Here is a 24,344-nt window from a genome sequence, read left to right as displayed (position 1 = left end):
ACCCTTATGAAACATACTGGAAAACGACTATTTCAATATGCGGCTTTTTTCAAAAAGCCGCTGCTCATCGCGCTGCTGTTTTTATCGGTCGCGGTGGCGACGGAGCTGGCAGGACCCTTCATCGCGAAGCAAATGATCGACCGTCACATTCTTGGCATTGAGAAGCCTTGGTATGCCACGACATCCGTGACGCAAACGTTTCAAGCCGTTCCGCATAATGGCACGTGGTATAAGCGAAGCGATAACTTTGCGGAAGGCGAACCGAAGGGCAAGGAGGTCCGTATTTTGCAGGTTGGCAGTCAGTTCGTATGGATCGAACAGCCGATTTCTTTTGATGGCGTCCGCAAGTTGGTTGGGAATAATAGGCTCACGATTACCCAAGGCAAGGAGCAGGCTGAATATGCAGCCCAAAAGCTAAGTATTCAAGAACTGTACACGTTCTACGAACCCGAGTTTAACAGCTTAATGAAGCTTGCAGGTCTGTATTTTATCCTTATCTTGATTGGGGCCGGATTTACGTATGGTCAGCGCTATTTGCTGCAATCGGCTGCGAATCGAATTATTCAACGGATGCGAAGCGATGTTTTTGCACAAATTCAGAGGCTCCCTATTAACTATTTTGACAATCAGCCCGCGGGCAAAGTTGTCTCGCGAATTACGAATGATACGGAATCGATAAGGGACTTATATGTGCAGGTGCTAGCGAACTTTTTCACAGGAACGATTTATATTGTAGGGATTATCGCAGCTTTATTCCTGCTGGATTACAGGCTGGCTTTATTTACGCTTCCGGTTATTCCGATGCTCTATGTATGGATTATCGTGTATCGGAAATATGCTTCCCGCTATAATCACATCATCCGTGAAAAAATTGGATCGATTAACGGAATGATCAACGAAGCGATTCAAGGTATGACGATTATTCAAGCTTTTCGCAGGCAAAAGGAAACGATCGAGGAATTCGATCAATTAAACGAAGAGTACACGAATTATCAGAACAAACTGCTCAGCCTGAACTCGCTGATGTCCCATAATTTGATGAATGTGGTTCGAAACGTATTCTTCTTCGGTCTCATCTGGTATGTCGGGGGAAGTTCTTTGAATACGTTGATTACGGTTGGTGTGCTTTACGCTTTCGTGGATTATTTGAACCGGATGTTCAATCCGATGGTTGGTATTGTGAATCAACTGCCGAATCTGGAGCGAGCTATCGTCTCAGCGGATCGTGTTTTCGAACTGTTGGATGAAGAGGGATTGGATGTCGTCGCAGAGAAGGCGGAGCGCTATCTCGGACATGTAAAGTTCGAGCATGTTCGTTTCGCTTACAAAGCAGGCGAGGACGTACTCAAGGACATCTCCTTCGAGGCAAAGCCGGGGCAGACGGTTGCACTGGTGGGACACACAGGTTCGGGCAAAAGCTCGATCTTGAACTTGATATTCCGCTTTTACGATGTAAATGAAGGCCGAATCACCGTGGATGGCCGAGATATCAGCCAAATACCTAAGCAGCAGCTGCGCCAGCACATGGGTATTGTGCTGCAGGACCCGTTCCTGTTCACAGGGACGATTGCGTCCAACGTAAGTCTGGACGATCCGTCCATCACCCGGGAACGGGTAGAAGCGGCTCTGCGCGACGTAGGCGCAGCGGAGATGTTCAAGAGCCTGCCGCGGGGCATAGATGAGCCCGTCATCGAGAAGGGCTCTACGCTGTCTGCAGGGCAGCGGCAGCTGATCTCTTTCGCTCGGGCGTTAGCGTTCGACCCGGCGATCTTGATCCTCGATGAGGCGACGGCCTCGATCGATACCGAGACTGAGGCCATCATTCAGGCCGCGCTCGATGTACTCTCGAAGGGGCGGACCACCTTCATCATTGCACACCGCTTGTCGACGATCAAGAACGCCGACAAGATTCTGGTACTCGACCACGGCGAAATTGTCGAGCAGGGCAGTCACGAAGAGCTGATGCAGCTCCGCGGCCGATACTACCAAATGTACCAGCTGCAGCAGGGACATCAGGCAATGGCTAAGACCCATAAGGCTGGAGTCGAGACGCCGAATGGAATCCCATTGGTGTGAGGAAACTGCCGAACATGTTTCTGAGGGCTTTCGTGGACAAATTGAGAAAAAAGGCTAAAGACTCAGTGATAAGGCTATGCTACAATGTAAGCGTTAGTTTACAATGCACTTACCTGAAATGGAGGATGACTCATGCGTTCTGATACGATTCGCCTTTTAAATGTCGTTCAGCTTTTATCCGAAATTGCGATTGCAGTGGGTTATTTGCTCGGTCTCATTCCGTTTTTCTACTTATGGTCGTGTTCGTGGGTCATCCCGCTCGTGTTCGTGAATCTCATAGTGGCTCTGCTTACAGGCAATGGCACAACGATCAAGACTGTGCTCAATATCATCATGGCTTTCTTAAGCTTTATTCCCGTGGTGGGGTATTTGTTCCGGGCGCTCGGTATCCTCATCTCTTGGATCAATATCGTGGCCTTGTCCAATGAAAGAAGAAGACATAATTAGGCGCTGTTTATACAAAAGACGGATTGTAATCAGCTTCGCTGACTGCAATCCGTCTTTTGCTTGCTTATGGTGATCTCGGCAGAAGCCGTTTAATAAGCAAGCCCTACACGAAAGCCTATATCTTGGTTCTCCAAGGCGGTTCTATAAGTAAACGCTGCGGTATCCCCAACAGAAATGGACATGCCGCCATCGGGCAAGTAATCTCGTTCGAAGCGGTACTGGCCAATAGGCTCGCCATCGGGCAAATAGGTTGGGCACACCACAGTCCACTCCAAGCCCGAGGCTTCAAAGAGCTCCCAGGATCGGCGGTGTTCTTCCGCAGCCCGTGTAGAGGAGCGTCTGGAGTCAGGTGCTTCGTAACGGAGTAGCCCTGGATGTTCCCGGCTCTGGAGGATGCCGGCGGTACCAATCGTGACGACTCTGCTCACCGCCTGTGACTGCATAGCCGCAATGAGGATCGGCGTGTATGTGGTCAAGACAGAGCCGCCATCAGTTCCCAGACAGCTTATGATGATTTCTGCTCCGCGGAGGGCATTTTGCAAATGTGCAGCGTTACAAGCATCTCCTTGAAGTAAAGCAAGCCCACTAGGGGGTGACTCCACTTTCTCAGGAGAGCGAACTAACGCAGTCACCTCATGCTGATCGCTCAAGGCTTGTTTAAGAATCTTTTTGCCGACTCGGCCTGTGGCTCCTAATAGAAGGATACGCATAGAATTAACCCCCTTATCCGGTTCGTAGTTGGCTTTAGTATACCAGAATAGGTGCAAGCACCTCAAAAAGAGGCTTCCTGCACATCCTGGTTATTCGACTTGAACCTCGTGAGTGAATCCAGCATAATAAGGCTGTAGGCAAGTAACGGATACATAATGAGAAGGGGAACTCCCACGAATGAGAATTAATAAATTTATTAGTGAAACCGGTGTTTGCTCCAGACGGGAAGCGGACAAGTGGATAGAAGCGAAGCGCGTAACCATTAATGGGGAAGCTGCCGGATTAGGCAGTGTCGTAGGTCCCGGTGATGAGGTAAGAGTCGACGGTCGACCGATCGGCGAGAAAAAGGAGCATGTGTATATCGCACTCAATAAACCTGTGGGTATCACAAGTACAACGGAAGCGCATATTCGAGGCAACATCGTTGATTTTGTTGGGCATTCGGAGCGTATTTTCCCGATAGGGCGACTTGATAAAGATTCGGAGGGACTCATTCTCCTAACCAATAATGGAGATATCGTCAACCAGATTTTGCGGGCGGAAAATAATCATGATAAAGAGTACATTGTGACCGTGAATCGTCCGATTACACCGATGTTTCTGCAGGGGATGGCGAGCGGAGTTCGCATTCTCGGGACGATGACAAAGCCTTGTGAAATTCATCAGATCGGGGATCGCGTATTCCGTATCATTCTTACACAAGGATTAAATCGCCAAATTCGGCGTATGTGCGAGGCATTTGGCTTGCGTGTTGTGCGCCTGCAGCGTATACGGATTATGCATATCCATCTGGGCAATCTAAAGGTGGGCAAGTGGCGGAATTTAACGCAGGGCGAAGTACAGGATTTCATGCTGACACTTCGTCAGGACAGCTCCAAAGCGGGTAAGTAGCCGTAATAAGCATGAATGGAAACAGCCCTTGAGCTGAAAGCCATTCGTGCTTTTTTTGGTAGATAAGCACACTATGTCTATACGTTTGCTTCGCATCTACCTTGACAAACTCGCTCGTCCCTGAAGGACGACGAAGTCGTTATCCTTGGTGAGCGGCTGTGGTCCTTATACAGATGTATGTTCGATAATAAAAAAAAGGTAAATTATGGCCGCTAATTGAGCAACCTTTATTCATCCTGCCACGTTAAGAAATATTATGGAGATTCTCATCCACGTTAAGGAGGAAGATGGTATTGAAAATACTCAAACAAGCAGGTTCGTTAGCTCTTGCATCAACGCTGCTGCTGACGGCGGCACCAGGGGTACGGGCGGACGAAGCGATCGTGCAATCCAAGGCGGTTTCGCTCCCGATTATGCCAGGTAAGGACGACGGTAAACAGTTGGACGCTAAAATCTCGAAAGAGCAAGCGCTGGAACGAGCTAAAAACTACATTACGATACCGGAAGGCTTTGTTCTGCAATCCATTAGCTTGAATGCTCTCTACAGCATGAACGGGCGTAACTTTCCTACTTGGAATATCAATTACACGAAAAAGGTGAAGGAGCAAAACTACGGTTACTTAAACGTGTCCATTAACGGTATGGACGGCACCTTGACTGCTTTTTCAATCAATGATAATGATCCTGATCATAAACCGAGCTATCCGCCTAAAGTTGATTTTAAAGCAGCCAAAGATGTGGCCTCCGCTCTAATTGCCAAGGTGAACCCGGAGAAACAAAAAGATCTGATTTATAACGATACAGAAGAGAATGCATTCCGTACGCCATTGAATGGGAACTATCAATATCATATTCGCTTTGACCGTTCTGTAGGTGGCGTAGCTTTTGCCAATAACGGCATTAATGTGAGTGTCAATGGTGAAGGACAAGTAGTGAGCTACAATTACAATTGGGACGATAATGTGACCTTCCAACAGAACGTGACACCGATTACGAAGGAGAAGGCCGCCCAGCTCTTCAGCGATAAAGCCAAGCTTTCTTTAGTGTACCAAATTCCTTACTCGGCTAAGAGTAAGAAAACTCCGATTATTTCTTATGTCATGGATGCCTTCTCTCTAAATGCAGAAACCGGAGAACAATGGAATTCGGGAATGGGACCCGCACTGGCTGCGGATGGTGAAAAGCCTTTAACGGATAAACCACTGGGAGATAAGCCTTTGGCTAACCAAGATTTAACGAAGGAGAAGGCTGTGGAGAAGGTGACGTCTGTATTTGACTTACCTGCGGACTACAAGCTTCAAGGAGCCGGCTACAATGAATCAACAGATCCAGAGACCGGGGAGACGAATTCCTACTGGAATTTAAATTGGAACCAACCAAACGACAAAGATCCCTTAGGCAAAATGGGTGGAAGAAGCGCCAATGCGAATGTGAACAGTAAGACGGGCGAGATTACGAACTTCTACAGCTATGCTTTTTACGGTTCGGATGCTGATAAAGAAATCGAGGGCAAGATCTCCCTTGATGACGCAAAAGCAACAGGGGTTAACTTTGTGAAGAAATATCTTCCTGCTTATACGGATCAGCTCGTTCTTGATGTCCCCGCAGCCAAAGACTATTCCGCCGAGCAGCTGAAGCATATGCGTAATTGGGATATTCGTTTCAAACGAGTCATCGACGGAGTCATCGCAAACAATGAGAACGTGAACATAAGTATTGACCGTCTTACAGGCAAAATTGTCGCTTATAATTTCTCCATCAGCACGTTGCCGTATCCAAACAAAAAACCAAGCGTACTCGCTGTGGATAAGGCGAAGGAACTCTGGATGAGTCAATATGACATCAAGTTGAACTATGTCGTGGATAGCAGTGGATTTCTGGGGGGGTTGCCCATCGAGAAATATAGAGTGATGGTGGCCGCAGGTCAGATTTCGCAAATGCCATCTCCGGATCAAGCGGATCAAAAGGTAGAAGCAAAGCTAGTCTACTCCCTGGTTCCTAAATATAATCGGGAAACGTTTTTCCTAGAGGCGCAAACTGGTCAGTGGAGAGATGCGAATACAGGTGAAAACATTTCTTTGGAAAAAGTGAAAGTGGACGATATTGACAAACACTGGGCCAAAAATGAGCTTCAACTTATGCTGGATTATCAAGCGCTGGATGTTAAAGATGGAAAGGTTAATCCAGATCAAACCATTAAGCGTGGTGAGTTGATCAAAATGCTTGTCATCGCCATGAACGGCGGTAATGGGGGGATCTACTACGGGGCGGAACGTAAGGCTTCGTTTTCGGACGTCAGCGCCACTTCGCAGTATTTTGCTTATGTTGAAAATGCCGTTGATCGTGGGCTCATCGATATTGGGGCAGAATTCAATCCTGAAGCCGTCATGGATCGGGAAGATATGGCACAGCTTATTGTGAAAGCGTTAGGCTACAAGAGCTTGACGAAGTTTGATGGCGTGTTCAACACAAGCTTCACAGATGCAGCTAAAGTCAAAAATGTGGGTGTAGCAGCTATTGTGGTTGGCTTGGATATCATGTCGCTGAATAACGGACAATTCGTGCCGAAACAAGAAGTAACCAAAGCGCAAGCGGCCAGCGCCTTCTTCCGTTTCTTACAAAGACGTTCGGAACTGCAGGAGCAGCCTAGATACTACTACTAAACGGCAAAAGTGACTGAGGGATCATGTATCCTTCAGTCACTTTTTTCATATTTCCTCACAGGTTGTTCTGGATATGTTACAATAAGCTTTAAAACTTTGAACAGCATGCACAGAAAGGAAGTATGAGAATATGGTTGTTTCCGGAAAAGTAGGTTTGGAAGATATTATTAGGGCCAATCATGTGCTCAGCAAAGTGATAGATCCTTCCCCCTTACAGCGCAACGAACTGCTTTCTAACTTATATGAATGCAACGTTTATCTTAAACGTGAAGATATGCAAGTGGTGCGTTCCTTCAAAATAAGAGGGGCCTACAATGTGATTCAAAGCCTGACCGCAGAGGAGCGCGCAGCTGGCGTCGTTTGTGCGAGTGCCGGAAATCATGCGCAGGGTGTGGCTTATTCTTGCAAGGCGTTGGGCATAGAGGGCAAAATCTTTATGCCGACTACGACGCCTAGACAAAAGATTTCCCAAGTTAAACTCTTTGGCGGTTCCTTCGTCGAAGTGATTCTCACGGGAGATTCCTTCGACGATTCCTCTACACATGCGAAAGCGTATTGCCAACAAGAAAATAAGATTTTTATTCACCCTTTTGATGATGTTCGCACGATTGCTGGACAAGGTACAGTTGGTTTGGAAATTATGAACCAGATGCCGGAAACGCCGGATTTTATTTTTGCAACGATTGGTGGCGGCGGTCTTGCTGCCGGAGTGGCGACTTATGTGGAAAGCGTGTCCCCTAGGACACGCATCATCGGTGTGGAGCCTGAAGGTGCGGCGAGTATGTCGGAGGCGCTCCAACAAGGGAAAGTTATTACGCTAGCGACACTGGAGAAGTTTGTTGATGGTGCGGCCGTGAAGCAAGTTGGTCAGCTTACTTTTGATATTTGCAAGGAGAAGCTGGATGACATCGTTATTATCCCTTCCGGTAAGGAATGTACAACGATTCTAGAGCTCTACAACAATAATGCAATCGTCATAGAGCCGGCTGGCGCGTTACCTGTTGCGGCGCTTGATGCGTATCGGGAACAAATTCGCGGTACGAATGTGGTCTGTATCATCAGCGGTGGCAACAATGATATTGATCGTATGCAGCAGATTAAGGAGCGGTCGCTCGTCTATGAGGGCTTGAAGCACTACTTTATTCTTAACTTTCCTCAACGTGCGGGGGCGCTGCGTGAATTTCTGGAGGAAGTCTTAGGGCCGACTGATGACATTACTCGTTTCGAATATACGAAGAAGAATAATCGGGACGATGCACCTGCGCTCGTCGGAATCGAACTCAAAAATAAGGACGACTACGAGGGATTGATCGAGCGTCTTTCCCAAAAAGATTATGGCTACATAGAAATCAATAAGGACCCGAAACTGTTCAATCTGTTGATTTGATACAGACTTGCAGGGATTTTCCGAATGATATTGTATTAGTCATTGAAGAATGGGTATGATATAGTAAAATAATCCCATTTATTACGATATCGTGAAAAAGGCAAACTTACCGAAAGGTAAGGACGCAAAGCTTCAGGTCTAAGGTTGCCTACGCAACGATGATGGCTGAGCTGCGACAGGTTGAAGTTTACCTATTTAAGGTACACCTAACGGCTATTCCAATATGGAATAGCGTTTTTTATTGTATAAAGAGAGGAAGGGATAAGCATGGGACGGGGAGAAAAGTTCAAGGGGATACAACATATGAGAGCGCATGCATGGGCTTATAGCGGCTTACTGGGGTTCATATTGTTGATTGTTAATCTGCTTGCGACCGCGTCTTATTCCTTGCATGCACGGGTAATAATAGGAATACTCGTTCAAACCGTGATTTGTTTGTTTTTTGCCGGTGGCATGCGTTATTTGCTTTTATCTAAACAACAGCAGGAAGAGCAAAGCAGGCATCTAGCTCTTTTGGCTTATCATGACACGTTAACGGGACTGCCCAATCGCCGATTATTCGATGATCGATTGAAGCAGGCGCTGCTTCATGCTCAGCGCAGTGAACAGCTTGCTGCTGTTATGTTTTTGGATATGGATCGCTTCAAGGATGTAAATGATACGTTAGGCCATGCATTTGGGGATCAATTAATACGCTCGGCGGGAGAACGATTGCTTAGCTGTCTGCGAGAGTCGGATACCGTTTATCGACAAGGGGGAGACGAATTTACCATTCTTTTGGAATCCTTTACGAAGCCGGAGGACGTAAGAATGGTGGCATCTCGGATTCAAGCTGCTCTGGAGGAACCATTTATTTTACAAGGCTTGCCCGTTTCGATAACGGCCAGTATCGGTATCGCTTTATACCCGCTAGACGGGTTAAAGTCTGAAGAACTGTTAAGACATGCTGATGAAGCGATGTACATCGCCAAAAATCAAGGAAATAACCAGTTCCAATTTTATGCTTCCGATATCGATGCGCTGGTGAAGCAAAAGGCCTATTTGGAAACAGAGCTCCGCTGCGCCTTGGAAAATGTTCAGTTTGAACTACGGTATGAGCCTCAATATGATCTCTCGACGGATAGGTTGATTGGCATGGAAGCGACGATTCATTGGAGCAAAGGGCAGAGTCCTCCTCTCCAAGATATCGATTGGAAAAAAGTTGCTGAAGAATTGGGCCTTATGGTTCCAATAGGGATGTGGGTTTTGAGAACGGCGTGTGCACAAATGAGAAGCTGGCAGGATAACGGCTTTGCCGCAATGCGAGTAACAGTTGCTATTACGGCTTCGCAATTTAAAGCCGAGCATTTTATAGAGGAACTTGCTGCTGTTTTGAGCGAAACAGGGATAGATTCGATACAGGTAGAACTGGATCTGACGGAAAGTATTACTTCATCCAATGTTCGAAAGGCAAATGAGAAACTGCTCATGCTCAAAAAACTAGGTGTTCACATTGCGATGGACGACCTGTGTACAGGACTGTTTACAAGAAGTGGACTTGAACGTATGCCGTTAGATCGCGTCAAGCTCGATCAGACGCTAATCCGAGATTTGGTTGATGATGATGAAAATCAACTGTTAGCTGCCGCCATTATTCGAATGGCTCAGCGTTTGGGCTTGAACTTGATCGCGAAAGGCGTTGATACACCAGAACAGTTGGCCTGTTTAAGGCACTTGCAGTGTACGGAGGCACAGGGAAAGCTATTCAGCAGTCCGCTTGAACCTAAAGAATTTGTAAGGCTTTTCCATGAGGAATTTACATAGGATAATCTGGATTTAATTAACCGCTGGTAGTATAATAAGCAATTGGGTTGTGGCCAACATTGTGGATAATGACAGTTAGACCATGTTAACTTGTTTAACATCACGAATTATCACATTTTTCTAATGTAACTCTTCTATCTTGAGCTTTAAAATGATACTATTGTAAATAAGGTAGGCTTACATAATTTCATTGATTTTGGCCAACCTACAATGGGGGAACCCAGGAAGAAAAAAAATCGATATTTTTCGGGGGTAATCATGATGAGAAAAGTGTTTACGACAGTTCTTATGGCTGTAACAGTTTCGGCATTGGCTCTATCCGGATGTGCTAAAAAAGAAGATACGAAACCAGGATCTTCGGCAGCTCCAGCTGCAAGCACATCAGCGGCACCTAGTAATAACAGCGGTAAAGATTTCAAAATCGGTATGGTTACAGATATCGGTGGGGTTAATGACAAGTCCTTTAATCAAAGCGCTTGGGAAGGCTTGAAGGCGCTTGAGAAACAAACAGGTGCTAAAGTCAAAAATCTTGAAAGTAAAAGCGATGCCGACTATACACCGAACTTAAACCAATTTGTTAAAGATAACTACAACTTGACTTGGGGTATCGGCTTCTTGATGGGCGATGCACTGAAAACAGTAGCTACACAGAACCCAAATGCTAAATTAGCTATTATTGACAATGTTGTTGAAGCACCTAACGTTGAATCTGTTACTTTCTCCGAACAAGAAGGATCTTATCTTGTAGGGGTTGTTGCAGGTCTGACGACAAAAACGAATAAAATCGGTTTCGTTGGCGGCGTGGAAATCCCGGTTATCAAACGTTTCGAGGCTGGTTTCGTTGCAGGTGTTAAAGCTGTAAACCCAGCGGCAAAAGTAACCATTAACTATACAGGCGCTTTTGACAAGCCCGATGCAGGTAAAGCAGCAGCAGCAACCATTTATAACGATGGAGCGGATATCATTTTCCCAGCTGCTGGTTCCACAGGTAACGGTGTATTCAATGAAGCGAAAGACCGTACAAAATCCGGTAAAAAAGTATGGGTTATCGGCGTAGATAAAGACCAATCCTTAGAGTTTGGTGATGAAGTGACATTGACGTCCATGTTGAAACGTGTTGACGAAGCGGTTGCTCGTGTATCCAAAGACGTGATCGACAATAAATTCCAAGGTGGTAAAGTCGTTGTTCTGGGTCTGAAGGACAATGGTGTAGGCCTTCCTGAGACATCCAAGAAAAATGTTTCTGCTGACATCTTGAAAAAAGTAGATGAGTATAAAGCAAAAATTATCAGCGGCGAAATCAAAGTTCCTGAAAAACCTTAATCGGCAAGAGTAACTGAGTCCGTTTAAAGGTGAGGTACGATCTGTTTATTACCGTTGAAACAAGGCTAGTTATACTAACTAGCCTTGTTCTTTAGTTTAAGAGGCATTTTATAAAAAAAATTGATCCTTAGGGTGATCTGATGAGTGAATTAACCCCTGTTGTTGAACTTTGCAACATTACGAAGCGATTTCCGGGCATTATCGCAAATGATTCAATCAGCTTGAAGCTGCAGCATGGTGAAATTCATGCCTTGCTTGGTGAGAATGGCGCTGGTAAATCGACATTGATGAATATTTTGTTCGGTCTATATCAGCCAGATGAAGGTCACATCAAGGTTCAGGGTAAAGAAGTTGACATTGATAGCCCGAATCGTGCGATTGAGCTAGGCATCGGTATGGTGCATCAGCATTTCAAGCTGGTTCAGCCTTTTACCGTGACGGAAAATATTATTCTCGGCATGGAGCCCAAAAAGGGCATGAATGTCGATTACAAAACAGCACAAGATAAAGTTCGTAAGCTTTCTGAACAATATGGTCTCCGCGTTGATCCTAAAGCGAAAATTGAGGATATATCCGTCGGCATGCAGCAGCGTGTGGAAATTTTGAAAACGCTGTATCGCGGCGCGGACATCCTTATTTTTGATGAACCTACGGCAGTTCTAACACCGCAAGAAATCAAAGAATTGATCGTCATTATGCGAAATTTGGTCAAAGAGGGAAAATCAATCATCCTCATTACGCATAAGCTTAAAGAAATCATGGAGATTGCGGATAAAGTGACGATTATTCGTCGAGGAAAAGTCATTGACTCCTTAACGATCTCCGACACGAATCCACAGATTTTGGCAGAGAAAATGGTTGGTCGCGATGTTACTTTCAAGGTAAATAAAGAAGATGTGAAATTGGGTGAGCCTGTTCTTCAAGTTCAGGATCTGTTGTCCCGTGATCATCAAGGTTTGCCTGCGTTAAAAGGGCTCAGTTTTGAAGTGAAAGCCGGAGAAATCCTTGGTATTGCTGGTGTTGATGGGAACGGTCAAAGTGAGTTAATTGAAGCATTGACTGGCTTGAGAGCTATTGATAGCGGACGTGTGCTGCTGCTGGGCAAGGATATTACGAACCATACACCGAGACAGATTTCGGAGCTGGGTTATCGCATATTCCAGAGGATCGGCATAAACACGGACTCGTATTGGATTTTTCAATGAGCGAAAACATGGTGTTGGAAACGTATTTTCACCCTGCATATAGTAAGGGCGGATTCTTGAATTACGAGGCAATTGATCGTCATGCCGAAGAACTCATGAAGAAGTTCGATGTTAGGACGCCAAGCATTTACAATAAAGCGCGCTCTCTATCAGGCGGTAATCAGCAGAAAGCTATTATTGCCAGGGAAATTTATAAGAACCCGAACCTTCTCATTGCGGCTCAACCTACCCGAGGTTTGGATGTCGGAGCCATTGAGTTCGTACACCGGCAATTGATTGAGCAGCGGAATAATGGGAAAGCCGTGTTATTGATTTCTTTTGAGCTGGACGAAATTATGAATGTCTCAGATCGTATTGCTGTTATTTATGAAGGACAAATTGTCGGGGAAGTCATGCCGCAAGAGACCAACGATCAAGAGATCGGTCTTCTAATGGCTGGCAGTAAGCGCACAGAGAAAGGAGCTGCTCATGAATAAGGTTGCTCGTATTTTTACAAGTGAATCGGCAGTAAATCCAATTGTGGCGATTGTGCTTGGACTTATATTCGGAGCGCTCGTTATGCTCGCCGGCGGATATAACCCTATTACGGCCTATGGCGCATTATTTTCTCGGATATTCGGTAATGCTTATGATATGGGTGAAGCCATCAGGGCGATAACACCGCTGATTTTAACCGGATTATCGGTCGCATTCGCTTTCCGTACGGGCCTGTTTAACATTGGTGCTGAGGGACAAGTAGTCATGGGGATGACAGGCGCAACCTTTATCGGTGTGAAAATACATGGACTTCCTTGGATTATCCATGCGCCGTTAGCTGTTATTGTTGGAGCTCTCCTCGGCGGCCTATGGGGCGCTATCGCGGGTTATTTGAAAGCCAAAAGAGGCGTCAACGAAGTCATCACAACGATCATGTTGAACTGGATCGCCTTGTTCTTGTCCAACTATATCGTGAATCAATTCCTGCTGGAGCCGAAGCAGCAGCGTTCTTACATGATTCAGGATTCTGCTTCTCTTAGCATCACTTGGTTGTCTGAGCTGCTCAATCATGCCAGAATGCACTGGGGGACCGTGATTGCGATTTTAGCGGCGGTGGCCTTCTATGTCATCCTTTGGAAAACCAAGCAAGGTTATGAGTTGCGCGCCGTGGGTCATAATATCGATGCCGCCAAATATGCGGGGATGAATGTGAATAAGAATATTATTAAGGCCATGTTTATTAGTGGTATTTTTGCCGGACTGGCTGGTGTGTTCGAGATTCTGGGCGTGTTTCATTATCAAGTCATAGCCGCGGCATCGCCAGGTTATGGTTTTGATGGTATTGCGGTTTCTCTGTTGGGAGCGAATAACCCGATAGGAATCGTTCTGGGAGCAGCTTTGTTTGGAGGACTATCCTACGGTTCAGCGGGGATGAGCTTTGGTGCGGATGTTCCGCCTGAAATCGTGCGAATCGTCATCGGTTCCGTGATTTTCTTCGTAGCTACCCAAGGCATTGTCAAATGGGTTCTTATCCCATTCTATGGCAAGCGCAAGAAAGAGAGGGCGTCGTAACATGGACATGCTCACCATGCTTAACGCATTTTTTACGAAATTCAGTGAACTTATTAATACGACGCTTGTCTACTCGACAGCTCTCATATTCGGAGCTTTAGGTGGGATTTTCTCGGAGCGTTCCGGTGTTGTCAATATCGGGATTGAAGGCTTAATGGTTTCTGGGGCCTTTGCATCTGCGGTAGGGGCTTATTATGCGGAAGAAGCCAACATGGGCGCTTGGTCACCTTGGATTGGTTTGCTAACAGCTATCCTGTTTGCGTTAATTTTTGCTTTGATTCATGCAGTCTCTACGATCACATTCAAAGCGAATCAAGTCATCAGTGGTGTAGTCATTAACTTTTTGGCTGCGGGTGTAACTGTATATTTGGTTAAAGTTTTGTTCCACGGAGCTGGTCAAACGGAAACGTTAAACAATGTTTTTTCTAAAGTTGAGATTCCGTTGCTGTCCCAAATACCTTACCTCGGTTATGCCATCTTCACCGCTTATCCGACTACGTACATTGCTTTAATTCTGGTTGCTGTCACGTATTATGTGTTATTCAAAACACCTTTCGGTCTGCGTCTTCGCTCTGTGGGCGAGCATCCGAGTGCTGCTGACACCGTAGGGATCAAAGTGAAGCGAGTGCGTTACTTGGCTGTATTGATCAGCGGGGCATTAGGCGGACTAGGCGGAGCGACGATTACGCTTACGACTACAAGCAGCTTCTCGCATAACACAATCTCCGGCCAGGGTTTTATCGCCATGGCTGCGATGATCTTCGGTAAGTGGCACCCGTTTGGGGCCTTAGGTGCTGCGGTATTCTTCGGGATGGCGCAGGCATTGAACAACTTCATGCGACTATTCGAATTTTCGAAAAATATTCCGCAGGAATTCCTTTACATGCTGCCGTACGTACTGACCATTCTAGTTCTGGCAGGCGCAGTAGGCCGTGCTAAAGCGCCATCGGCGTTGGTGAGCCTTACGATCCAGGTAAGCGTTAAAACAAAAGCATGCATAGACTTAGGGGCAACCCTGAGCTATGCATGTTTTTTTTTCAAAGTGATTTTATTTGGTTGCGATACTCACTTGGCGATACTCCATACCACCTTCGAAATTGTTTAGAGAAATATAACGGATCGTAAAATCCTACGGAAGAAGCGATTTGCTCAATCGTTAGTTCTAAGCGTTCTCTTAGCAGCAAACGAGCTTTATCGACACGAAGCTTTAGGAGAAATGTGACGGGGGTGACTTGGGTATGTCGCTTAAACATGCGGGATAAATAGGCGCGGTTATAGCCTAAGCTCTCTGCCATTAGCTCGATGGTGATTGGCTCCGCATATTGGGTGGATAAATAGTGGATAGCTTGCTGAACGATACGGTCATTTTCTGCATGCGTGATATCCCCGATTAAGGCAGAGGCTGACAAGGTTTCGCAATACTCACCGAGTAATAGATGCAAATAACCAATCGCCTTTAGTTGGGCATTCGTACGTTTAGTCTTTAAGGCTTGTTGGATCTGGCGAAAAAGGACGGAAATATGGCGGTTCCGCTCTGTATGAATAACAGGCTGCAAAGGCGTAGCGCCTGTTGAAGCAACGAGTGCAGCTGCTTGTGCGCCCGTGAAGGCAATCCAGCAATAGTGCCAAGGATCACACTCATCGGAGACGTAGCTAATAAGCTGCTCCGGTTCAATGACGAAGCTGTCTCCGGCCCCCAGCTTGTAGTCTTGTCCTTGAGAGGAGAAGACGCCTTTGCCGGAAATGATGTAGTGTATCAAATAATAGTCATACACTTTGGGACCTAGCCGATGTTCAGGCTTGGTTTGGCTCTCTCCAGCGAAAAGTACGGTCAACTCATTCTCATGTAAGGGCAGTGGATTCGATACCACATAGTAACTTGCCGACTTCGCCATCGCGTTTTCTCCTCTTCGATGTGCTTCTTGATATTCAACACTATAACATAAATTTTAAACTTGAAGGCATACATAAATCATATTTATCCATGTTAAAATAACATGCATCCATAGCCAATCCTAGATTATTCTCTTATACTGAAGTTACAATCATACGTATTTATATGACTTCTAATACCTCTAAAGGCGGTGCCAGAATGGCAGATTTGCAAATACTAAAAAACACGTTTATTGACATTTACGGTGAATCCACTGCGGCGATTTCAGCATTTCACGCGCCGGGTCGAGTTAATTTGATCGGCGAACATACGGATTATAATGGTGGGTATGTTTTTCCGGCAGCTTTAACCTTCGGAACGACTTTGATCATTCGTCCGAGAGAAGATCGTGTCATTGGTTTTGCATCCACCAATCTGACACTCCGTAAACAAATTTCCATAGATGATTTGTCTTATCATGAAGAGGATGATTGGATGAATTATCCGAAGGGGATTTTCGTCCATCTGGCGAAAGAAGGCTTCCCGGTAACGAAAGGTTACGATCTACTATTCCACGGTGAAATTCCGAATGGTGCGGGACTTTCTTCCTCTGCTTCGATTGAAGTAGTAACGGCATATAGTTTGTTGACGCTTGAAAGCTACCCTATCGATACGGTGAAAATTGCCCTGTTGGCACAAAAAACGGAAAATCAATTCGTCGGTGTCAATTGTGGCATTATGGACCAGTTTGCAGTCGCGAATGGCAAGAAAGATAACGCGATTTTGCTGATGTGCGATACACTGGAGTACCGCCATGTGCCATTCCAGAGTGGCAGCTACAAGCTGGTTATTGGTAACACCAACAAACGAAGAGGTCTTGTTGACTCCGCTTATAATGAAAGAAGAAGTCAATGCGAGCAGGCTGTGACCTATTTGCAAAAGCAATTCCCCGACATCACGTTACTAGGCCAAATCAACCTGACGCAGTTTAACGAGTTCAAACATTTAATTACGGATGAAACCGTACGCCGCAGAGCGCAGCATGTAGTCGAGGAAATTGATCGCGTCCTGAAATCTATTGAGGTTTTGGAAGCGAATGACCTTGAATCGTTTGGCAAGCTGATGATCGGTTCGCACGATTCGCTTCGCGACCTCTATGAAGTAACAGGCTTAGAATTAGATACAATGGTTGCGGCAGCGCTCAAAGTCCCAGGTGTGTTAGGCGCACGTATGACAGGAGCAGGATTCGGCGGGTGTACAGTCTCACTTGTTCATGAAGATAGTGTACAACTATTTATTGATCAAGTCGGTCAAGAATACACGGAGAAAACAGACTTAATTCCAAGTTTTTATGTTTGTGATATTGGTAACGGTGTAGAGCAAGTAAGGGAGGCGTTGTAAGATGGCTATTCTGGTAACGGGTGGAGCAGGGTATATCGGATCTCATGCTGTAGCTGAGTTGTTAGCTAAAGGTGAAGAAGTGGTCATCGTAGATAATTTGCAGCAAGGACACCGCGATGCGGTACTTGGGGGCAAGCTGTACGTGGGCGATCTGCGTGACGGAGCTTTTTTGGACACGGTATTCACAGAGAACGCTATTGACGCTATTATCCATTTCGCAGCAAATTCATTAGTTGGCGAGAGTATGACGAATCCGGCTAAATATTATCATAATAATGTGTATGGCACGCTTTGCCTGCTTGAGAAAATGACAGAATACGATATAAAAAGAATCGTATTTTCATCCACGGCAGCAACCTACGGGGAGCCTGAGAACATTCCTATCCTGGAGAGCGATCGTACGCTGCCAACGAATACGTATGGTGAGACCAAGCTGGCGATGGAGAAAATGATGAAGTGGTTCGATACCGCCCATGGGATTAAATATGTTTCGCTTCGCTACTTCAATGCCGCCGGGGCTCACGCAAGCGGTAAAATTGGCGAGGATCATAGCCCGGAAACTCATCTGATTCCAATCATTCTTCAAGTGGCGTTGGGTCAAAGAACCCATATCTCGATCTTCGGAGAAGATTATGCAACACAAGATGGCACGTGTGTACGCGACTATATTCATGTTAGCGATTTGGCCAGTGCGCATGTCCTTGCAGTTGAGAAGCTGCGCGATGGTGCAGAAAGCAATATTTATAATTTAGGGAATGGAACAGGTTTCTCCGTCAAAGAAGTGATTGACATTGCTCGCAAAGTGACAGGCCATGCAATTCCGGCTATTGTTGAGCCGCGCCGAGCAGGTGACCCTGCTTCCTTGATTGCCTCCTCTGACCGAGCGAGAGAGGAGCTTGGGTGGAAGCCGACTCGTGATTCGCTGGAATCGATCATTGAGAGCGCATGGAACTGGCATCAAAATCATCCGAGTGGTTACGAAAAGTAGGTTTGTGCAGAGAGGAATGAGTCACATGGAACGAACAAACAATGTGCCGCAGCTTGCGGCGCTGACGATAGAACGCCTTTTGCAGTTTGCTTTACAAAATGGGCTGGTGGAACACCTTGATGTATTCACATCCCGAAATGCGCTGCTTGATGTATTCGGACTTGCTGAACCTTATCAAGGTGAAGTTCCGACCGAGAAGCTGGATAGTCCGGTTGTTTTGCTCGAACAACTGCTGGATGCCGCTTATGAGGTGGGCCTTTTGAAAGAGAACACGACAACTTATCGGGATTTGTTGGACGCGCGGATTATGGGCCTGCTGATGCCGCGTCGTCCGAGGTTGTGCACCATTTCTGGAACACAGCCAAATCATCGGGTGTAGAGCGTGCAACGGATTACTTCTATAAACAATCGATCAATTCCAATTATATTCGCATGGACCGCATACGGAAAAATGAATATTGGCTTGCTGACACCGACTATGGCCATCTTGAGATCACGATTAATCTCTCCAGACCTGAGAAGGATCCGAAGGAAATCGCTTTGCTCAAGACGCTGCCCCAAAGCAGCTACCCTTTATGCTTACTATGTGTAGACAACTTGGGTTATGCAGGACGTGTCGATCATCCGGCGAGACAAAATTTGCGTGTGATTCCGCTTGAACTTGATGGCGAGAAATGGTTGTTTCAGTACTCGCCTTATGTGTACTACAATGAGCACAGCATCATCTTCCACGAGAATCATATTCCGATGAAAACAACAGCGAGCACATTCTATCGATTGCTCGATTTCATCGATCAATTCCCGCATTACTTCATCGGTTCGAATGCCGATCTGCCCATTGTGGGTGGTTCTATTCTGAACCACGATCATTTCCAAGGCGGAAGACATCAGTTCCCTATGGAAAAAGCGTCAAGCGAGAAGGCTTTCTCGCATGGGGAATTTGCTGGCGTGAAAGCAGCCATTGTGAAATGGCCGATGTCCGTGCTGCGCTTAAGCGGCCATAATAAGCAGCTGCTGTACAAACTTGCGAGCAAGCTGCTAGAAGATTGGCGTGCTTACAGTGATGCGGAAGCGGACGTCCTCGCCTTCAGCGAGAAGGACGGACAGCGGGTACCGCATAACACGATCACCCCGATCGCCCGCAACAATGCGCGGGGCGAGTACGAGCTTGATCTGGTGCTGCGGAACAACCGTACCAGTGATGAGCATCCGGATGGCATCTTTCATCCGCATCAGCACTTGCATCACATCAAGAAGGAGAACATCGGCTTGATTGAGGTTATGGGGCTCGCGGTGCTCCCAGGCCGCTTGCAAATGGAGCTGGCGGACATCGCTAAGCTGCTTGCCGGCGAAGCCGAATTCGACAGCGACATCCGCGAAGATGCCGGTCATCCGCTGCATAAGCATGCGGGATGGATTGAAGCGCTGCTCGCGAAGCACGGAGCTGCGCTGCAGGCAGACGCAGCCAACGCTGTGCTGCAGAGCGAAGTCGGCGGCAAGTTCCTTGACGTACTGCTCGACGCAGGCGTGTTCAAGCGAGATGCCGCCGGGCAAGCCGCATTCGGGCGTTTTCTAAGCGCTGCGGGTTTTACAGCACAATAAAAATAGAAGCAAACGTAGTCTGAGGGGATATCCCTCAGGCTTTTTTTGCAAAAAGAAAGTATAATTCTATACATTTGCTTCGCATCTATCTTGGTAAACTCGCTCGTCCCTAAAGGACGACGAAGTCGTTTATCCTCGTGGGACTAAAGTATGCAGCATGGATGGCATCAGGAAGGTGAATTTAGTAAGATAGAGAGGAAGCGAAGAAACGTAATCCCCTTGAAGGAGGATATGCAAATGGACAGCTTTGAAGCGTTACTGGTAGAGCGGACAGAGACGCATTTTACGGTCGAAGTGAGAGAACTGCTGCTTGAGGATTTGCCAGCCGGTGAAGTGACGATCCGTGTCTTGTACTCCGGAATTAATTATAAAGATGCTTTGGCTTGCAGTCCGACGATCCGTGTAGTGCGTTCCTATCCGATGGTGCTAGGCATTGACTTGGCAGGTACTGTTGTAGCTTCTGCGGACAGCCGGTTTCGAGAAGGAGATGACGTGCTGGTGACCAGCTACGAGTTGGGAACCGGACATTATGGAGGTATGAGTGCGTATGCGCGTGTACCAGCTGATTGGGTCGTACCCTTGCCTCAAGGACTGACGCATCGCGAAGCGATGATTTTAGGGACGGCTGGCTTTACCGCGGCCCTTTCGATCCAGCGAATAGAAGAGAACGGACTTCGTGTGGAGCAGGGTCCTGTGCTTGTGCGAGGTGCAACCGGTGGTGTGGGCAGCAACAGTGTATCCATGCTGGCTGCCCTCGGTTATGAGGTAGAAGCAAGCACAGGGAAGTCTGCGGACCATGGCTACCTGCTGGAACTTGGCGCTAAATTAGTACGGACCCGGGAAGAGGTCGCGTCCGCAGCAAGCAAGCCGTTGAATAAGGAATACTGGGCAGCGGCAATCGATCCGGTAGGCGGAGATTCGCTTGCCCACGTGCTAAGCTGTATCAAATATGGCGGTTCTGTTGCCCTGAGCGGGTTGACAGGGGGCGGTGAATTCGCGGCTTCTGTCTATCCTTTTATACTCCGCGGTGTGAATGTATTAGGTATTGATTCGGTTTATTGTCCGATGCCAATGAGAAAGTGCCTCTGGGATCGATTGGCTAATGATTTGAAACCTGTCATGCTAGAGCGAACTGTCTATAGAGAAGTTACACTGGATACTGTCAAGGAAGCTGCACAGGAGGTGCTTGACGGCCGGGTACGTGGACGGATTCTTGTTCGATTATCCGACTAACAAGTGAATGGCAACATGAAAATAGGGGAGAGATTAGCGTTGAAGATGAGAGTTTCTGCGGTGCAATATCATTTGCATACGATACACAGCTTTGAGGAATTCGCCGCTCAGGTGGAACATTATGTGAAGATAGCCCAGGAGTTCGAGGCTGATTTTGTGCTCTTTCCGGAATTGTTTACGACCCAGCTGATGTCGATAGGGGACGCTCAAGGCAAAGCTTTGCGCATTGATGCGCTGCCTTCCTATACGGAAGCTTATCGCAGTCTTTTTCAAGGTTTGGCGCAGCGAACGGGCATGCATTTGATTGGCGGCACGCACATTACGTCCGAAGAAGGCAAATTGTATAATACGGCACATTTATTTTATCCGGATGGACGAGTGGCTGAACAGAAGAAGCTGCATATCACGCCTTCTGAGGTGAAGGATTGGAATATGGGTGCCGGGGATAGTCTACAGGTTTTTGACACAGATAAAGGTCGAATTGCGATCCTCGTTTGTTATGATATGGAGTTTCCGGAAATTGTTCGAATGGCCAGAGCCCGTGGAGCCGACGTGCTTTTCGCGCCATCCTGCACGGATGATCGACACGGCTTTCACCGTGTGCGCTATTCCTGTCATGCAAGAACGATCGAAAATCAAATTTATGTGGTCACAACGGGGACGGTTGGTTCATTGCCAACGGTTGATTTTATGAGAGGCAACTTCGGTCAGGCGGCGGTCCTTACACCTAACGATGTGCCTTTTCCGCCGAAAGGGATTCTTGTGGAAGGCGAAATCAACGGAGATATGGTGGTTACGGCTGATCTCGATCTGGCGCTATTAACCTTAGTGCGAGAAAAAGGTACCGTCACCACATGGCGTGATCGCCGCACGGATTTATACACCGATTGGTCCTAAAGCGGACCAGAGAGGGGGGGTGGGAGCGATGGGCCAGTCTGAGGATAGTAGGATATACGATCCTGCCTATCTGTACTACAAAAAGCTATTCGTATTTGACGAAAACAGGCCAGTGGAAGCCGTCATTCGTACGTACACGAAAGATGACTTCCCAGCTTTGATCCGTGTACAGGAAGAAAGCTTTCCACCGCCGTATCCGCCTGAACAGTGGTGGAACGAAGAGCAGCTAACTGAGCATGTGCAAAGATATCCTGAAGGAGCTCTGTGTGTAGAGGTGGCTGGTGAAGTTGTCGGGTCCATGACGGGACTTCGCGTGAATTATGATGTGGAGCAGGCTGTGGAACATACTTGGTCTGCTTTAACAGATGATGGTTACATTCGTACGCATCTTCCTGATGGAAATACCCTCTATATCGTGGATATATGCATTAGGCCCGCTTATCGGAAGTTTGGACTCGGTAAATGGATGATGCAGTCCATGTACGAGGTTGTCGTCAACCAAGGCTTGCAGCGGCTGATTGGAGGGGGACGAATGCCTGGCTATCAGCGGGTTGCTGCTGCTATGAGTGTGGATGCCTATGTGGCGGCGTTGCTGGATGGTTCCTTGAAGGACCCTGTGATTACCTTCTTGCTGCGATGTGGACGAACACCGGTGAAGGTTGTGAAGAATTATTTAAAGGATGAGGAATCGCTCGATTATGGTCTTTTGATGGAGTGGCGTAATCCTTTTCTAAATGAACCGAAGGAGTGAGCGAGGGTGGAGTATATTCGAATTACCCATATAGAAAATCCGTTGTTTCGTTCTATGCACGATTTGATGAAAGAGGTGTTTCCACCAGAAGAGGTGTTGGAATACTCCCTATGGAAAGAACCGTTGGAAGATCCGGGAATTCGTGTATTTGTGGCTGTATATGAAGGGAAAGTCGTGGGAGCTACGGAATATCGGTATTACGAAGATTTTCAAGTGGCGATGACGGATTTTACGATTATTGGACAAGCCGGACTTGGTATTGGCAGATTCCTGGCCAAGAAACGATGGAGCGATTTGGAGAGCTTAGCCTTGGCATCGGGCAAACCTATGCAAGGGATGTTTGCTGAGATTTACGATCCATATCGTATTGAAGGACATGCTTTCGGCGGGGTGAAGCCAATGGACCCTTATGTGCGCCGCGAAGTATTGTCGCACATGGGTTACAAGCGTCTGGACTTTGACTATGTGCATCCATCTTGGGAGAATAATGGCGAAGCTGTCGAAGAGCTGGACCTCTGTTTTCTACCTACTACCGAGGAACAAGTGGAGTTGAATGCAGATGTGGTAGCTCAGTTTCTGAAACAGTATTATTCCTTCTTACCTAATAAGCCAAAGTCGTGGCACGAGATGGTTGGGGCTCTTGAGGGGAAGACGACGTTAGCGCTTTTTCCGCTTTAGTCGAGGAGACTAGGCTAACTGTCGCTTATAGGGACACTGCCAAGCATTGGACATCCGTATTCGGTATATGGGAGTTAGCTTTATGTAACATCTATCCGTAGAGGAGATCCGCGCGCTGCGCGGTTCTTTTCGTTAAGAGATTGGTTTGGGCTAAGCGGAAGCTTAACCCTTATTTCATATTTTGTTAAACATGTGGAGTCAAACCTACTTGAGATGATGTTTGGCGATGAACGTAATCGGAAGTACCAAAATTGAAGCGCTCCATGGAACGGGTTTAAACACTTAGTCTGTAAAGGATGTCATGACCTACGAAGAGTCCCAAAAGGAAATGGTTCCGCAAACGGTATGTCTAGAAAGATAACACTGTTTTTCAGTGTTACAGAAGTCAGTCCAAGCAACAACTCTACTATAACGCTGAAAACTGTGCTTACTGATAGACAAGTAGATCAAAAGTGACATATTTGGAATATTAACGCTGTTTTTCAGTGCTACAGCAGTCAGTCCAAGCAACAACGCCACTTTAACGCTGAAAACCGTGCTTACGATAGGATCGTCAGGATTTTCTGGCGGTTTTTCTTTTTACCCGATTGTGGCAAAGAAAAGATTCTTCAGAAAAAGCATATAATCACTAGCGTTGCATTCTCGGCTTGGTGAACAGCTTTCGCAAACTCGTGACTTCAGTCGTGAGTTAGAAAATTTCGGATAGGGCGTGGCTTTTGCCACGTCAACGATCCGACACATATCTAGGAAACGGTTACAAACCATGCTATGTAGCGAACATATGTGCTATAATAGATGTATATGCCAAGACGAAAGGAGGTCGTGTTCGCCATGTTGCATCATAAAGCATTCAAATTTCGAATATTC

General features: G+C 46.7%; 16 protein-coding genes, 3 pseudogenes and 1 riboswitch. Of the genes and pseudogenes, 17 read left to right on the top strand and 2 right to left on the bottom strand.

Features of this window, described 5'->3' with window-relative positions; genetic code table 11:
- The first annotated feature begins 6 nt into the window (after positions 1-6).
- A complete protein-coding gene (locus FU659_RS11420) occupies positions 7-2,076 on the top strand; it encodes an ABC transporter ATP-binding protein (protein ID WP_147947696.1) in 2,070 nt (689 codons plus the stop codon).
- 132 nt (positions 2,077-2,208) lie between these two features.
- On the top strand, positions 2,209-2,523 hold the full coding sequence (locus tag FU659_RS11415) for a hypothetical protein (RefSeq protein ID WP_147947695.1): 315 nt from the start codon (positions 2,209-2,211) through the stop codon (positions 2,521-2,523).
- An 89-nt stretch (positions 2,524-2,612) separates the two neighbouring features.
- Here FU659_RS11415 and FU659_RS11410 read toward each other — a convergent pair whose 3' ends face one another.
- A complete protein-coding gene (locus tag FU659_RS11410; protein ID WP_147947694.1) occupies positions 2,613-3,233 on the bottom strand; it encodes an NAD(P)-dependent oxidoreductase in 621 nt (206 codons plus the stop codon).
- Between the two features lie 178 nt (positions 3,234-3,411).
- Between FU659_RS11410 and rluF the strand changes: the two genes are divergently transcribed.
- The 8 genes and pseudogenes from rluF (at position 3,412) to FU659_RS11370 (ending at position 15,038) form a co-directional block, all read left to right on the top strand.
- The gene (gene rluF / locus FU659_RS11405) at positions 3,412-4,125 is read left to right on the top strand and encodes a 23S rRNA pseudouridine(2604) synthase RluF (RefSeq protein ID WP_147947693.1); all 714 of its coding nucleotides are present in this window, start codon (positions 3,412-3,414) and stop codon (positions 4,123-4,125) included.
- Between the two features lie 293 nt (positions 4,126-4,418).
- A complete protein-coding gene (locus FU659_RS11400) occupies positions 4,419-6,788 on the top strand; it encodes a YcdB/YcdC domain-containing protein (protein WP_187274085.1) in 2,370 nt (789 codons plus the stop codon).
- 130 nt (positions 6,789-6,918) lie between these two features.
- Positions 6,919-8,175, top strand: a complete 1,257-nt coding sequence (gene ilvA, locus FU659_RS11395) for a threonine ammonia-lyase IlvA (RefSeq protein ID WP_147947691.1) — start codon at positions 6,919-6,921, stop codon at positions 8,173-8,175.
- A gap of 89 nt (positions 8,176-8,264) precedes the next feature.
- A riboswitch (cyclic di-GMP riboswitch) is annotated at positions 8,265-8,353 on the top strand.
- Positions 8,354-8,478: 125 nt separating this feature from the next.
- A complete protein-coding gene (locus FU659_RS11390) occupies positions 8,479-9,978 on the top strand; it encodes a putative bifunctional diguanylate cyclase/phosphodiesterase (RefSeq protein ID WP_187274084.1) in 1,500 nt (499 codons plus the stop codon).
- Between the two features lie 261 nt (positions 9,979-10,239).
- On the top strand, positions 10,240-11,301 hold the full coding sequence (locus FU659_RS11385) for a BMP family lipoprotein (RefSeq protein WP_147947763.1): 1,062 nt from the start codon (positions 10,240-10,242) through the stop codon (positions 11,299-11,301).
- Positions 11,302-11,441: 140 nt separating this feature from the next.
- Positions 11,442-12,982, top strand: a pseudogene (locus FU659_RS11380) (ABC transporter ATP-binding protein).
- Positions 12,975-14,054 carry an ABC transporter permease gene (locus tag FU659_RS11375; protein WP_147947689.1) on the top strand — a complete coding sequence of 360 codons (1,080 nt, stop codon included), beginning with the start codon at positions 12,975-12,977 and terminating at the stop codon, positions 14,052-14,054. Before FU659_RS11380 ends, FU659_RS11375 begins: the two are co-directional and overlap by 8 nt.
- 1 nt (position 14,055) lies before the next feature.
- Positions 14,056-15,038, top strand: a pseudogene (locus tag FU659_RS11370) (ABC transporter permease).
- A gap of 53 nt (positions 15,039-15,091) precedes the next feature.
- Here the strand turns inward: FU659_RS11370 and FU659_RS11365 are convergent.
- A complete protein-coding gene (locus FU659_RS11365; RefSeq protein ID WP_147947688.1) occupies positions 15,092-15,949 on the bottom strand; it encodes an AraC family transcriptional regulator in 858 nt (285 codons plus the stop codon).
- A gap of 197 nt (positions 15,950-16,146) precedes the next feature.
- Here FU659_RS11365 and FU659_RS11360 point away from each other — a divergent pair, with 197 nt between their 5' ends.
- From FU659_RS11360 to FU659_RS11330, 7 genes and pseudogenes are all read left to right on the top strand, one after another.
- Positions 16,147-17,328, top strand: a complete 1,182-nt coding sequence (locus FU659_RS11360; protein WP_147947687.1) for a galactokinase — start codon at positions 16,147-16,149, stop codon at positions 17,326-17,328.
- A 1-nt stretch (position 17,329) separates the two neighbouring features.
- Positions 17,330-18,316: a UDP-glucose 4-epimerase GalE gene (gene galE, locus FU659_RS11355; RefSeq protein WP_147947686.1), complete on the top strand. Its 987-nt coding sequence runs from the start codon at positions 17,330-17,332 to the stop codon at positions 18,314-18,316.
- A 16-nt stretch (positions 18,317-18,332) separates the two neighbouring features.
- Positions 18,333-19,918: pseudogene (locus FU659_RS11350) on the top strand (UDP-glucose--hexose-1-phosphate uridylyltransferase).
- A 237-nt stretch (positions 19,919-20,155) separates the two neighbouring features.
- Positions 20,156-21,151 carry an acrylyl-CoA reductase family protein gene (locus FU659_RS11345; protein ID WP_187274083.1) on the top strand — a complete coding sequence of 332 codons (996 nt, stop codon included), beginning with the start codon at positions 20,156-20,158 and terminating at the stop codon, positions 21,149-21,151.
- A gap of 39 nt (positions 21,152-21,190) precedes the next feature.
- Positions 21,191-22,048, top strand: a complete 858-nt coding sequence (locus tag FU659_RS11340; RefSeq protein ID WP_147947684.1) for a carbon-nitrogen hydrolase family protein — start codon at positions 21,191-21,193, stop codon at positions 22,046-22,048.
- A 28-nt stretch (positions 22,049-22,076) separates the two neighbouring features.
- Complete coding sequence (locus FU659_RS11335; RefSeq protein ID WP_147947683.1) at positions 22,077-22,799, top strand: GNAT family N-acetyltransferase; 723 nt, start codon at positions 22,077-22,079, stop codon at positions 22,797-22,799.
- A 6-nt stretch (positions 22,800-22,805) separates the two neighbouring features.
- Positions 22,806-23,477: a GNAT family N-acetyltransferase gene (locus tag FU659_RS11330; RefSeq protein ID WP_147947682.1), complete on the top strand. Its 672-nt coding sequence runs from the start codon at positions 22,806-22,808 to the stop codon at positions 23,475-23,477.
- Positions 23,478-24,344: the final 867 nt, after the last annotated feature.

This window comes from Paenibacillus sp. N3.4, assembly GCF_008017805.1.
In the GTDB taxonomy this organism is placed as follows: Bacteria; Bacillota; Bacilli; order Paenibacillales; family NBRC-103111; genus Paenibacillus_E.
Note: the sequence above shows the minus strand (reverse complement) of the source record. Positions and strands in the feature narration are given on the sequence as shown.

Bases quoted from the DNA above. Each gene is read 5' to 3' on its own strand.
- galE (WP_147947686.1), top strand. From the start codon at position 17,330: ATGGCTATTCTGGTAACGGGTGGAGCAGGGTATATCGGATCTCATGCT.
- FU659_RS11335 (WP_147947683.1), top strand. From the start codon at position 22,077: ATGGGCCAGTCTGAGGATAGTAGGATATACGATCCTGCCTATCTGTAC.
- FU659_RS11415 (WP_147947695.1), top strand. From the start codon at position 2,209: ATGCGTTCTGATACGATTCGCCTTTTAAATGTCGTTCAGCTTTTATCC.
- FU659_RS11420 (WP_147947696.1), top strand. From the start codon at position 7: ATGAAACATACTGGAAAACGACTATTTCAATATGCGGCTTTTTTCAAA.
- FU659_RS11410 (WP_147947694.1), bottom strand. From the start codon at position 3,233: ATGCGTATCCTTCTATTAGGAGCCACAGGCCGAGTCGGCAAAAAGATT.
- FU659_RS11390 (WP_187274084.1), top strand. From the start codon at position 8,479: ATGAGAGCGCATGCATGGGCTTATAGCGGCTTACTGGGGTTCATATTG.
- FU659_RS11365 (WP_147947688.1), bottom strand. From the start codon at position 15,949: ATGGCGAAGTCGGCAAGTTACTATGTGGTATCGAATCCACTGCCCTTA.
- rluF (WP_147947693.1), top strand. From the start codon at position 3,412: ATGAGAATTAATAAATTTATTAGTGAAACCGGTGTTTGCTCCAGACGG.
- ilvA (WP_147947691.1), top strand. From the start codon at position 6,919: ATGGTTGTTTCCGGAAAAGTAGGTTTGGAAGATATTATTAGGGCCAAT.
- FU659_RS11360 (WP_147947687.1), top strand. From the start codon at position 16,147: ATGGCAGATTTGCAAATACTAAAAAACACGTTTATTGACATTTACGGT.
- FU659_RS11385 (WP_147947763.1), top strand. From the start codon at position 10,240: ATGAGAAAAGTGTTTACGACAGTTCTTATGGCTGTAACAGTTTCGGCA.
- FU659_RS11375 (WP_147947689.1), top strand. From the start codon at position 12,975: ATGAATAAGGTTGCTCGTATTTTTACAAGTGAATCGGCAGTAAATCCA.
- FU659_RS11345 (WP_187274083.1), top strand. From the start codon at position 20,156: ATGGACAGCTTTGAAGCGTTACTGGTAGAGCGGACAGAGACGCATTTT.